The organism is Rahnella sp. P4_A8, assembly GCF_056402435.1.
This window is the reverse complement of sequence record NZ_JBFUHK010000013.1, coordinates 39268-52270: the sequence shown is the minus strand read 5'-3', so window position 1 is coordinate 52270 and position 13003 is coordinate 39268. Positions and strand designations below refer to the sequence as shown.

Genomic DNA, 13003 nt, shown 5'->3' with positions numbered 1-13003 from the left:
AGAAAGTTTATGCGACAGCGTTGTTTTTTTCTCCCTGTGGCGAAATGGCGTATAAATCGCGCAAATAGGTTTCGCCCCAGTTCGCAATATCATTTTTACGCAGCACCGCCATCATGTCGTTATAACGCTCAAGCCGTTCTTCCAGCGGCATGGTCAGCGCTTTATCCAGCGCCGCCGCCACGTCATCACGGTCATAAGGGTTGACGATCAGCGCCGACGTTAGTTCATTCGCCGCACCGGCAAATTGTGACAAAACAAGAACGCCGGGATCTTGCGGATCCTGCGCGGCGACATATTCTTTCGCCACCAGATTCATACCATCACGCAGTGGCGTTACCAGCCCGACATCCGTCAGACGGAATAATTTCATCAGCAGGCTGCGCTGGAAATGCTGGTTGAGGTAAAACAGCGGCGTCTGGTTGATGCCACCGTATTTACCGTTGATGCGCCCCACCTCGGTTTCCAGCTGATGACGAAGTTCCTGATAAGCCTGCACGTCGCCGCGTGATGTCGGAGCGATTTGCGAATAGCGCACTTTACCGCGATGCTGCGGGAATTTTTCCAGCAATGCCTCAAAGGCCAGAAAACGTTCCGGCAGCCCTTTGGTGTAATCGAGACGCTCGCAGGAAATGATGTTTTTCGCTTCGCGAAGTTCACGTTCCATCGCCGCCATTTTCGGTGGCAGCGGGCCTTCGGCCATTTCCTTTATGCTTTCCGGCGCAATGCTGATCGGGTATACGCCAGTGGCAAAGGTTTTGCCAAATGCCTGATGCTGATGCGCGTCGCAATCTTCAATATCGGTCAGTGCCTTGAGATTATCCAGAAATGCCAGGCGGTCCCCTTCGGTCTGGAAGCCCAGTAAATCATACTCACACATCATCTTGAGCAATTCATCGTGCGTCGGCACCGCATTAAAAATTTCCGGGGTCGGGAACGGAATATGCAGGAAGAAACCTATGCGGTTTTTTACGCCGAGTTTGCGCAGCGCAGCGGCAAACGGCAGTAAATGATAATCGTGGATCCACAAGATATCGTCTGCTTTGATCAGCGGCTGCAATCTTTTCGCCAGCATGTCATTGACCCGGCAGTAACCGTCCCAGGCTTCACGCTGGAAATCCACCAGATCAATACGATAATGAAGTGCTGGCCAAAGTACGGCATTGGAAAACTGACAGTAATACAGATCGTAATCGTTTTGATTAAGCGGAACCGAAGCGTAAGTAATGCCGTCATCTTCCATCAGATTCAGGTCATCCTCTTCTTCGCCCGATATTTCACTTATCTCACCATTCCAGCCAAACCAGAGGCCTGATGTATTTTTCAGCGCATCCAGAATGCCCACGGCCAGTCCACCGGCGGATTTGGAACCGTCAGGAATGGCAATTCGGTTAGAGACAACCACCAGGCGACTCATAATTCAGACTCCTTGTTAAATGTTAATGTGTGACGTTGTAACGCCTCGATCCAACGGTAAACATCGCGAACGGTTTTGACGCGATAATGCGCCAGACTTGAACCTTCGCCGACTTTCACCGTGATCCCCTGCATGGCGTTAACCACTTCGAACCCTTTTTCATCGGTCAGGTCATCGCCGACGAATACCGGAATACGCCCGGAAAATGGCGTCTGTTGCATAAACGTATAAATCGCTGCACCTTTATCTTTTCCGCGGGGTTTAATCTCGAGAACGCATTTACCCGGCTGAAGAACAAGCTCAGGGAATTTTGCCACCACGGATTCAGCCAGTGCTAATACCTGCTGCTGATGCAGCATCGCCTGACGATAATGCAAAGCAAAAGCCATGCCTTTGGTTTCGAGCAAGGTACCCGGCAGTGCGGCCATGCCCGCTTCGAGGGTCTGTTGCACCTCCTGCGCCACATCATCGGGTAAGGTGACACGGTGCAGAGTGCCATTACCGTCGCGCATTTCAGCCCCATGAACACCCGCAGCAGGGAGAACCAGCGGGCTGACCAACTGATCAAGTTGTTCCACCGGACGCCCCGACACCAGCGCCAGCGCGCCGGAAGAGGCCGCAAACAGCGTTTGCAGATGATCACGAACTTCAGCGGGGATGGTGACGGCATCCGGTTCAGCGCGGATTTCAGCAAGTGTGCCATCGACATCGAAAAAGAAGGCGTATTGGCGACTGTCCAATACAGGGAGAAGCGGTGTTTCGGTTGTATTTTCCTGAATTTCTGCAGTCAAAGTGACTCTCCTTTTAATGAGTTACAGCTCAACGCGTCATTGCGTTGAAAACCTCTGAAATGAATTATCAATAGGTAAATATAGCTCTGAACAGGAGAGTTGCAGCGATTATCAGATTAATCCAGACCGCGTCAGGCGGGCATTTCCGGCAAAAAATCCCTGCCGGCTGCCCGTCCGGGGGTTAAGAACCGGGGCCGGTTTCTGCCGCATTGACTATCACACTGATGCCGGAATGCTGCGCCAGTTTTATGCAATCCTGCGTGTCCTCTCCGCCGGAAAAAGCCAGCACCACATCCGGCTGGCTGTCTTTCATCATAAAGAGATTGCGGCGTATTTCGGCGTATTTACCGTGCAGTGACCAGTTAGCGGGATAACGGACAATGTGCACATCGGCGGTGCGTGCCCAGCGTTCGATCATCGCGCCCAGCGACTGATGTCCGCCGTGGATCAGCACGCTTATCGGGTGTGATTGCGAAAACGCATCCAGTGCCCGTTGTACCCTGTTGATATCTGCATAAAAGCGCCCCGCGCAAATCAGTACCCTCATGTTCTATCCTTCTGTTTTTATCATTTTGTTTTTACTTCCGGGTGTCCGTGGCGTCATCGCTCAGGCGATCAATCACCGGATACGCCACCGCAGCGATATGATGATGAACGCGCCGGTAATCACGCAGCACACGCTGGAAAATATCGCCGGATTCCGCCCAGGCATTTTTATCATCACGCAGATTTTTGAAATGCTCGCGGCTTGCCCTGGCTTCAATCTGGCGGATCACCTCTTTGCGCGAAACCAGCTGATGCGCGGCTGAGAGATCTTCACCCAGGAATGCGGTGACCGCCAGGCGCTGGCTGTTCAGGATCTCCGTGTGCAGCAAACCCATGTTGTGCAGTTCAACGTCGCTGAAAGGTACATTGCGGCGGGCACGGCGTGTCGCCAGCTCGGTGAGGCTGGTGGAAAGAATGTCTCCGGCGTGCTCAATGTTAATCACAAACATCAGGATTTCCTGCGCGCGGTCGGCATCGCTGTCACTCAGCCCTTCCTGTCCTAAATCCGCCAGATAGGCGCGGATTGCCGCACTCAGACCGTCAAGCGAATGATCTAACCGGCGGATTTCAGCCGCAGACTGATTATCTGCAGTCTTGAATAACGTCCGCAGCCGTTCGAGCATCAGGTTAAGCATGTCGGCCAGCCGCAGGGATTCACGCACTGAATTGGAAAGCCCGATATAAGCCACATCAAGCCCGGTTTCGTCGAGATACACCGGCATTTCTGCATCAGCGGCAGGTTGTTCCTCCGGGAAAACCCTTTCCAGCACACGGGCCAGCGGGCCGGTCAGCCCGATAAATACCCCGGCCAGCACGGCGCTGAACGCGGTGTGAAACCACACAACAAGTTGCGGCGTGGTCAGCGCAAGACCCGCGGCAACATGGCTGAGCAGCGGCATCAGGGCCAGCGCGAAAACACAGCCCGCGCCGCGCACCAGCAGATTACCCAGCGGCAGACGGCGCGCCACCGCCGAACCGGCGTTCAGCACCGGCGGCAGTGCGCCACCGATATTGGCACCCAGCACCAGCACCATGGCGGTCACCGGCGTCATCACGCCCGTGGCGGCGAGTGAGGCAATCAGCAAAATCACTGCCACGCTGGAATGACACACCAGCGTGAGAATGATGGCCACCATCAGGGCAATCAGCGTATCGCCTTCTAATCCCTGCATCACAGCGCTGAATACTTCCGTGTTTTCGATGTGTCCGAGTATGGCACTCAGCAGGCTGAGTGCCAGCAACATCAGTCCGAGGCCGATCAGCGCGCAGCCTGCACTTTCAAACCCGGAATGGTCGCGCATTTTGAACACGACAAAACCGCTCAGTATCAGCAACGGTATGGCGATCGCGGTGTTGAAACTCATCAGTTGCACCACCAGGGTGGAACCGACATTTGCGCCGAGCATGACCGCCAGCGCGGGCGCCAGGCTGAGCGTGCCCGCGGCGGTAAAAGAGGTGGCCATCAGGCTGACTGCGGTGCTGCTTTGCAGCAAACCGGTAATACCGATCCCGGCGAGCAACGCCATCCAGCGGCTGGACAGATGATGGCCCATCCAGTGGCGTAACGGTGTGCCGAAGCCACGTTGCAGCGCGGTCGAAATCATGTGAGATCCCCACAGCAGCAGCGCAATAGCGCCTGCCAGATTGACCAGCAGCGTAGTGCCGGATTGGGAGGTCATGGTTGTTACAGTGTGGGTCATAGACATAGCGGCTCCCCTTTTTCAGGGTTGTCATTGTTATTCGTTACAGCGGTTAACGCGCATCACAGCGGGTGCAGGTGCCGTCATCGCGACGGCACCCGGTTTCTGCGTATAACAGTTCAGCAGATCAGAACCACTGTTTGAAACGGCGGATATAAATCGTTTTCATACCTTGTGCCACGCAGCAGTAAGCCAGCAGCGTACCGGCCAGCCACGGGAAGTATTCCCACGGCAGCGCCTGCAATCCGACAATCGGTCCGAGCGGAGAGAACGGCACGTAGATACCGACCGCCATGACCAGACCGGTCATCAGCATCACCGGCCAGGCGGCAGTGCTCTGAATGAACGGGATCTTCCGGGTGCGCAGCATATGCACCACCAGTGTTTGTGACAGCAGCCCTTCCACAAACCAGCCAGACTGGAACAGCGTCTGCATCGATTCACTGTTGGCGCTGAACACAAACCACATCAGCGCAAAGGTGGTCATATCGAAAATCGATGAGGTCGGGCCAATCCATACCATAAAGCGGCCGATGTTTTTTGCGTCCCACTTACGCGGTTTTTTCAGGAACTCCTTGTCGATTTTGTCCCACGGCAGAGCCAGCTGTGAGATGTCATACATCAGGTTTTGCAGCAGCAAATGAATCGCCAGCATCGGCAGGAACGGAATAAACGCACTGGCGACCAGCACAGAGAACACGTTGCCGAAGTTAGAACTGGCCGTCATATTGAGGTATTTCATGATATTGCCGAAAGTCTCGCGCCCTTTCAGCACGCCCTCTTCCAGCACCATCAGGCTTTTTTCCAGCAGGATAATATCGGCTGACTCTTTGGCGATATCGGTGCCGCTGTCGACGGAAATGCCGACATCAGCATCCCGCAGCGCAGGCGCGTCGTTGATCCCGTCGCCCAAAAATCCGACAGTGTGGCCGTTGGCCTGCAACGCTTTCAGCACGCGGGATTTTTGCAGCGGCGTCAGCTTGGCAAACACCGTGCGTTCTTCCACCAGCTGGCGCAGTGAGGCATCATCGAGGCGTTCAACCTGCGAGCCGAGTAACGGTTCACCCGGCTCCAGACCGACCTGACGGCAGATACGGCTGGTCACGATGGCGTTATCGCCGGTCAGCACTTTCACCGTCACACCGATATCACGCAGTGCGGCAATCGCCGGACCCGCAGATTCTTTCGGCGGATCAAGGAAGGTCAGGAATCCGCTGATGATCAGATCATGCTCATCGTCAGTGCCATACTGTTTTTTGACGTCGGCTTTCAGGATCGTCCTGGTCGCCACCACCAGCACACGGAAGCCATCCTGGTTGTAGTCGTTGGCCATCGCCAGTAACGCGTCACGACGTGAAGGATTCAGTGCCACCACTTTGCCGTTTTCATGCATATGGGTGGAAATACTGAGCATTTCTTCCACCGCGCCTTTGCACACCAGCAGGTGATTCTCCAGCGGATCCTTCACCACGATCGACAGGCGACGACGGATAAAATCGAACGGCATTTCATCGACCTTGCGGTAGCCCTGCGGCCTGACGAAGCCCGGTGTGTTTTCGGAGAAGTAAATCACCGCCTGATCCATCAGGTTTTTGATGCCGCTCTGATGAAAACTGTTCAGCCACGCCAGTTGCAGCACGGAATCATTGTTCTGACCGTGCGTATCGATGTGGTGCTCAAGAATGATTTTATCTTGCGTCAGCGTGCCGGTTTTGTCCGTACACAGCACGTCCATGGCGCCAAGGTTCTGGATAGCGTTCAGGCGTTTTACGACCACTTTGCGCTTCGCCATTGCCACTGCGCCTTTCGCCAGATTGGCGCTGACGATCATTGGCAGCATTTCCGGCGTCAGACCCACGGCTACCGCCACCGCGAACAGCAGCGCGTCCCACCATTCACCTTTAGTAATGCCGTTGAGCAGGAACACCACCGGCACCATTACCAGCATGAAACGGATCAGCAACCCGCTGACGCTGTTCACGCCGCGATCAAAGGCCGTTTGAGCGCGGGTACCGACAATGGCTTTGGCAAGCGATCCGAAATACGTCCGTGCGCCGGTCGCCACGACCACCGCCTGCGCGGTGCCACTGACCACGTTGGTGCCCATGAAACAGATGTTGGGAATATCCAGCAGGTTTTCGTTTTCCTCATTGAGGGCGCTGGCCGATTTAGGGGCGACATCGCCCATCGTGTCGTACTTTTCGACCGGCAACGCTTCACCGGTCAGCACTGCCTGACTGATAAATAAGTCACGGGATTCGATCAGCCGCACATCGGCCGGGATCATATCCCCGGCGTAAAGCTGCACGATGTCACCGACCACCAACTGACGCATCGGGATTTCACACAGTTTGCCCTGCCTGCCCGGCATGTCGCGGCGCAATACGGTGGCAGTGGTGCGAACCATGGCTTTCAGCGCTTCGGCGGATTTTGCCGAACGGTATTCCTGCCAGAAACGCACCAGCCCGCTGAGGCCGACCATCGCGCAAATGATGTAAACCGACACCAGATCCGTTTCTTCTCCGGCGCGCAGCGGCAGCCAGTAATCGGTAAAGAAGCTGATTATCGCCAGCACGGTGAGCACATAAATAAACGGGTTGTTGAATGCTTTGATTAACTGAACCAGCGCGTGAGGTGGCCTGTCGTGTGCCACTTCGTTGTAGCCTTCTTTCTCCAGTCGTTTCGCCGCTTCCCCATGCGTGAGGCCCGCGCGGCTGGCATTAACATTAATCAGCGTCACGTCAATGCCGTTTTTGGCTTCCTGAGCGGCGCGCATGGAGAGCGCCTGTTTCTTTCTTTCTGCTGTTTTTCTTTCGAGTGTATTGTTGTTTTGTACAGTCATGGTGGTGCTCCTGTCACCGGATAACGTGCAGGGGAATAATGTCGCCTGTTATTTCAGGCAGTAAAAACCCTTCACGTTATTTCAGTGATCGGTATTAAATTCATATCGCGCAGAATTCCCCGCCGTTTATTATCCTTTAATTAAAAAGGGCCTAAACAGAGTGAAACCGATAGTGTGTCTTTTATTGACGCGTAACTTTTCTGTGTTTTTTATTACGCGAAGAATTTCTATTTCGCGGATAATAAAAAGACAGTGCCGTCAGGCATCAGTCAGGACGATGTTCAGCGCAGCGTAATGCCGGGACTGAATCAGATGAGGGATAACCGACTTTGGGGTTCTTCGCTGTCAGAAACGATGCAACGTTGCTCCAGTTGACCGGTGACAGGGCTGACACGCCATGTGGTGATGCGTGCGTTCACCCTGCTGATTTTAGAAGAAAAAATGGATGGAGAGTCTTTCTTATGCGCAGCCAGCGTCCGGTCGCGGGACGGGCGTACACGCAAAATGGATGTCAGGGTTTTGACATCAGAAAAAAGGGTAGATTTGAACTTCATAACACACCTCGGGACCGTGACATTCAGGTTGAGGTGAGATTACACCAGAGCATCAGGCTCTGGTGAGGCGCACCCAAACGGTGAAATGATCACAATCGATTTTATGTTTACTGTTCCGGTGCGCTATTTCAGCGTCATCCGGCAAGTTACTGGTTACAGTGTCCATTAGTCTCTTATGTAAAGTTAATAAAGGCCGCTACTTCCGGCTCGTGCAATTTACCCATGCGCCCTATTATTGTCAACCCGCAAAAACTGCTTAATATGTTTCGTTTATATTTCAGTGAGGAAATAGCCGGACAGCATGCGCTGACCGGCTGACAGACGTCACACCGTAATGTGATAACGTCAGAAATTATATTGGATCCCCAGGCGTAAACGGGTTTGCCTTTCGTCGGTGGTTTTCCTGACCGAAACATCACCGATCTCGGCATAAGGCGTCCATTGCTTGTTAATATTATACGCGACCTTTAAATCCTGCTCATAATCCCATTTGTCGTTGTCATACAGGATCTGATCGCTGTGTTTATAAATATAGTTATATTCAAATCGCCAGTCTGCCAGACGGTAACCCAGCCATATTTCGCCGCGATTGGTTTTACGGTCTTCGGTATTTTCTTTGGTATAACGGGTATATTCATAACGATAACGGGCATTGAAATAAATGCCGCTGTCAAAGGTATATCCCGCAGTTAAAAATGGTTTGTAGATACTGCTGTCAGAGCTGGACTCCAGCGTGAATCCCGGCTGGACGAACACTTCTGGCGTCACTTTAACCTGATAGCTGATGGTGCTTTCTGTACCATTATCTACCAGATTATTAAAGGGTTTATTCTCATTGTCGCCGCCGGATTTCCATTTGGCCTCCAGCGAGAAACCGAACCCGTTGGCGAAGCGGTGGGAGACCAGCGCCCTGTCTTTATGTTGTTTACTGTCATCGAGCCATTCGTGGCGAAGGTCAATTGTGACGGCCTGACTGCTGGCGCTGGCCAGCAGTAAACCGCAGATCATCAGTCTGCTATTTTTCATTTTTATAAGTCCCAGAGATATTGAGTAGTATTGTTTTATATAAAGTATTGACTGTTAATAACGCCGCTTTATTTGTTTTTCAAAAAGTCAGCGTAATTAAATCCGCCGTCTGAAAGACGGGTAATCGGATCCGGCAACCGCAGAGAAATATAATCTCCCGGTTTAATTTCCTGATGCTTTGTATTCACCGTTTTGTGGTCAGCGTAAAAATAATTACTGTTATCCACATTACCGGTCACGGCATCGTCATACTTTCCTGCGGTGGTGCGCAGCGAAATGTTGTCCTTAAAAGTGCCCTGCTTGTCAGCCGTGGTGTATGGCGAAGGCCGGAACAGGAAGTTGAAGCGTTTGTTATCGACTGCGCGGTTGTCTTCGATAACCAGCGCACCCGGATTGAAGTTGTCGGTAAAGCCGTCCATGCCGTTGCCTACCGCGACGTTGTGACGCACCACATGGCTGACCGGTAATCCTTCACCACCCAGTTTGAAGCCATTGCTGCCGTTGTTCACTGACAGGCTGTGCTCAATGGTCACACTGCCGTTCGGGCCGTCTTCGATTTTGTTGAACAGGTCGAAACCATCGTCAATGTTGTCGTGGGAATAACAGTTCACCAGCCGGTTACCCTCGCCCACGCGCATTTTGACGGCAAATCCGTCGGCGTTCTTGCGCCCCGGATCCTGATTTCCCCAGGATTCAGCATTGCTGATGAGATTATGGCTGGCCCATAATGCCCGCCCGATGCCGTCCGGCGATGCCACCCAGATGCCGGTATCATCGGCGTGATGCGCCTTAACGCGGTCGATATGGTTATAGCTTCCGGCAATATGAAAGCTTTTTTGCGTAACGGTAATGCCCTGAATATTCCAGTAGCTGGCATTGAGTGTCAGGCCGTTAAACACTACGTTGTCGCCCTGGGAACGCAGGGTTTTCCGGTTTTTTTCGGTGCCGCTGGCGGTTGCCGGGATCACGCTTTCCGGATAATCACCCTCTTTCAGCCACAGCGTGCCGCCCGGTGCTAAAAGATTAACGGCACTGTTAAAATCCAGCGGATGTTCAGCCGAGCCGTCATTACCTGCCGCGCCAGCCGGTGAAACATACAACTGGTCAGGATTGCTGACCAGCGCCATACTCACCGCAAATTCCTGCGTCACCGGTTTGCCGTCTGCCGGTGTGTAGGTTATTTTCAGCGCTGTCACCGGTTGTTCAGCATGAAACGCAACGGCGACCACTTCACCACCGCGTACCGCTTTTTGCGGCAACAGCGGTTTGCCATTCTGAACAACCTGCACCTGTCCGTCACCGTTAGTACGTAACTGGAACACGCTGTCGCGGCGGGTAATGACCGGCGATGACATCACCTCAATACGCGCATTAAGTGACGGTGTCACATACGGCGCAGAGGGCTGAGTATGCGCTTCGCTGAGTGTCAGCTTTGCGTGATCTACCGTCATTTTGGCATTGCGTGAGGCGAAAAAACCGACGTAATACCCGGTTTTATCCAGTTGTGTCACGCTGTCCGCGCGCTGCACGGATTTGCTTACCCACTGATCACTGCCTTGTGGCGCATAGGCGACGGTAAAACCGTTGTCCGTGCGGGTCAGTCGCAGCGAAAAACGGGCTGGCGTACTCAGCGGATGATAGCTTTCACGTACCATGCTGATGCCTGTATTTCCCCAGGGTTGCTGTACGCCCTGACGGGCAATCATCGCCAGCACCGGCGGTTTATCGCCGATGGCCATGACGCTGTTCATCACCATATTTGATGCTGCCGGTAACTCCTCAATGCCCGGTTTGGTCACCGGCTCACGCGGATTGCCCAGAATATCGCGTACCAGTAATCCGGCCCCTTCCTGCCCGGCGGGTTTCGCACCATTTTCCGGCCCGAACTGGTTGAGTGTGATCTCCGCTTCAAGCTGGAAATTCACCTCCGCCGGTAAGCGTGTATAGAAATAAGTTAAGCCGTCGTGACTGTTACCGACTTTGCCGCCACGGCTTTCGAGTGTGAACGGCGTGCTGAGCACGGTGCCCGCCGCCGGAACTGCTTTGCCATCTGCCAGTAAGGTTTCGTTCATGCCGATTTTCTCCGGCAGAACGTTGGTGGCGAAATTGACGTCGGTTGACTGACCAAATGTGATGCTGCGCCAGACCAGTTTGCCGGTATCCGGCAATGCAGCGGCCAGGCTTTGTACGCTCATTCCGAGGGACAGCGCGACAATGACAAATTTTGATGCCCACATAATCGTTCTTATCCTAAAAACGTGAGGGGTCACTGGCCGGTGACCCGGCCAGTCGGAAAAGTGGAAAAATAGAGTTAAATCAGGTGTTAAGGTTGTTGTGTGGTACTCACCATCGGTTTGGGTTCGGTGACCTCAACGGCAGGCGTATCGAAAATTTTGCGGCAGACGACGCTGTTACCCCAGCACTGTTCATACGGATAACCAATCAGTTCTTCCATCACCGCCCGTACTTCCGGCTGAACCTGGCTAATCTGCCCGCCCGCTTTGATACGTGCTACTTCGCCCAGCACCACAAGGTGAGTTTTGCGGTTCAGTTTCATCTGATTACTGAACACGATAGCCATCAGCGCCAGCGCAATAACACCGATACAGAACACCAGCGCAATCGCCATCACCGCACTTTCAGGCTGGGTATGAGATTTAGACTGGAAGCCGTAGAAGCTCAAAATGGCACCCATCACGAAAACAATCACCGAGCGCATCAGTTTGCCGGAGAAGGTCATCGCACCGGCGTAAATCCCCTCGCGGCGACGACCGGTGAAGGCTTCGTCAATGTCCGCCAGGAAGGTATAAACCGTCCACGGAATGTAATACACGCCGCCGGTACCGATACCGAAGATGACCGTGATAGTCAGCATGGCCGCTGTGGCATATTGCTGCGGCAGATGCAGGACGTGCAGCAGGCTGTAGCAAATGACCGAGAAAATCACGATGCCCAGCGCCAGAATGTAAGGCTTGCTGAACCCGTGCCTGACGCAGATGCCGATAAATATCGCGGTAGAGAACAGTTGCAGCATCGAGTTCAGGCTGCTCAGGCCGGCAACCATCGTCGGATCATATTGCAGCACGAAAATGATGAAGTAGGTGAAAACGGAAGCAAACAGCCATTCTGCCCCGAAGCCACACAGATACATGCCCAGATGCTTACGGAACACACGCAGGTGGAATGTCGATTTCATGTCGCGAACCAGCGTCAGCATGGTTTTGCCGAGGGTCATTTTCTTCTCATCGACCGGCGTGGTTTCTTCTACCGGGCGTTCCCAGGAAGAGAGATACAACATACCCAGGGCGATAAACAAGATCACGCCATACGTCAGTGCGGTGTAGAAAAACGGCTGCGCGGAGTCTTTGCCGTAGATCAGAATGAACTGGCCCGGAATGAACGCGGCGAGGAAGTTCGCTACTTTGCCGAAAATCGCTTTATAGCCGGTCAGTTTTGAACGGGCGGAGAAATCGGTAGTCATTTCGGTCGCGAGCGTTTCATACGGCACCATCACCGAGGTGTAAATCAGCTCGAACATCACGTAAGTCGAGAGGTAATACCAGAATCCGAAGCCTTCAACCCACAGCAACGGATAGAACATCATCAGTGGCACGCCGAGTAAAATGAAGAAACGGCGGCGGCCAAAACGTTTGCCGAGGCGTGTTTTACCAAAGTTATCCGAGAGATAACCCATCAGCGGGTTACTGATGGCATCGATGATGCTGGCGACGGAGAAGATCGCCGATGCCTGTAGCAGCGTCAGGCCACAAAATGTGGTGTAGAAGTACAGCAGCCAGATCCCGGCAATCGCCAGTGCACCGCTGCCCAACAGATTTCCGCCGCCATACGCCAGCTGATGTTTAAATAAAATAGGTTTTTCTGCGTTCATAGGTTATCCGCCCAGAGAGATATTTATAAAATGAACCGGTGTTTTGTTTTTATAGAGATGACGTTTTATATAGGCGGGATGAATGAATAGATGTGAATAACATCACATTTAAAACAGCAGGGGGCGGCTGGCGATAAGATTTTGCGATACGTGTAACATTCCTCACCATCAAAAATACACAATTCACGAGATGGTTCAGATCGTATTAGTTTTAAATCGAATGATTAACTGACTATTGCTC

The 13003-nt window shown here is 53.1% G+C and carries 9 protein-coding genes; all 9 read right to left on the bottom strand.

Going from position 1 to position 13003, the window contains the following annotated elements:
* Positions 1–7 precede the first annotated feature (7 nt).
* On the bottom strand, positions 8–1414 hold the full coding sequence (gene otsA, locus AC1DUO_RS09605; protein WP_112197996.1) for an alpha,alpha-trehalose-phosphate synthase: 1407 nt from the start codon (positions 1412–1414) through the stop codon (positions 8–10).
* Positions 1411–2205: a trehalose-phosphatase gene (gene otsB, locus AC1DUO_RS09600; RefSeq protein WP_013577720.1), complete on the bottom strand. Its 795-nt coding sequence runs from the start codon at positions 2203–2205 to the stop codon at positions 1411–1413. Before otsB ends, otsA begins: the two co-directional genes overlap by 4 nt.
* A gap of 181 nt (positions 2206–2386) precedes the next feature.
* Entirely contained in the window at positions 2387–2752 is a 366-nt protein-coding gene (locus AC1DUO_RS09595) for a DUF2493 domain-containing protein (RefSeq protein WP_013577721.1), read from the bottom strand.
* Between the two features lie 31 nt (positions 2753–2783).
* Positions 2784–4457 (bottom strand): Na/Pi cotransporter family protein, encoded by a 1674-nt coding sequence (locus AC1DUO_RS09590; RefSeq protein WP_121019916.1) that lies wholly within the window; start codon positions 4455–4457, stop codon positions 2784–2786.
* A gap of 121 nt (positions 4458–4578) precedes the next feature.
* Positions 4579–7293, bottom strand: a complete 2715-nt coding sequence (mgtA, locus tag AC1DUO_RS09585) for a magnesium-translocating P-type ATPase (RefSeq protein WP_119262287.1) — start codon at positions 7291–7293, stop codon at positions 4579–4581.
* Between the two features lie 308 nt (positions 7294–7601).
* Positions 7602–7847, bottom strand: a complete 246-nt coding sequence (locus tag AC1DUO_RS09580; protein ID WP_014416483.1) for a hypothetical protein — start codon at positions 7845–7847, stop codon at positions 7602–7604.
* Between the two features lie 345 nt (positions 7848–8192).
* Entirely contained in the window at positions 8193–8873 is a 681-nt protein-coding gene (locus tag AC1DUO_RS09575; protein ID WP_013577725.1) for an oligogalacturonate-specific porin KdgM family protein, read from the bottom strand.
* A 68-nt stretch (positions 8874–8941) separates the two neighbouring features.
* Positions 8942–11110 carry a right-handed parallel beta-helix repeat-containing protein gene (locus AC1DUO_RS09570; protein ID WP_477987149.1) on the bottom strand — a complete coding sequence of 723 codons (2169 nt, stop codon included), beginning with the start codon at positions 11108–11110 and terminating at the stop codon, positions 8942–8944.
* Between the two features lie 86 nt (positions 11111–11196).
* Positions 11197–12762 (bottom strand): MFS transporter, encoded by a 1566-nt coding sequence (locus AC1DUO_RS09565; RefSeq protein ID WP_014416485.1) that lies wholly within the window; start codon positions 12760–12762, stop codon positions 11197–11199.
* Between the last annotated feature and the right edge of the window lie 241 nt (positions 12763–13003).

Coding starts and splice junctions, on each gene's coding strand:
- AC1DUO_RS09565 (WP_014416485.1), bottom strand. CDS start 12,762: ATGAACGCAGAAAAACCTATTTTATTTAAACATCAGCTGGCGTATGGC.
- otsA (WP_112197996.1), bottom strand. CDS start 1,414: ATGAGTCGCCTGGTGGTTGTCTCTAACCGAATTGCCATTCCTGACGGT.
- AC1DUO_RS09580 (WP_014416483.1), bottom strand. CDS start 7,847: ATGAAGTTCAAATCTACCCTTTTTTCTGATGTCAAAACCCTGACATCC.
- AC1DUO_RS09570 (WP_477987149.1), bottom strand. CDS start 11,110: ATGTGGGCATCAAAATTTGTCATTGTCGCGCTGTCCCTCGGAATGAGC.
- AC1DUO_RS09595 (WP_013577721.1), bottom strand. CDS start 2,752: ATGAGGGTACTGATTTGCGCGGGGCGCTTTTATGCAGATATCAACAGG.
- AC1DUO_RS09575 (WP_013577725.1), bottom strand. CDS start 8,873: ATGAAAAATAGCAGACTGATGATCTGCGGTTTACTGCTGGCCAGCGCC.
- mgtA (WP_119262287.1), bottom strand. CDS start 7,293: ATGACTGTACAAAACAACAATACACTCGAAAGAAAAACAGCAGAAAGA.
- AC1DUO_RS09590 (WP_121019916.1), bottom strand. CDS start 4,457: ATGTCTATGACCCACACTGTAACAACCATGACCTCCCAATCCGGCACT.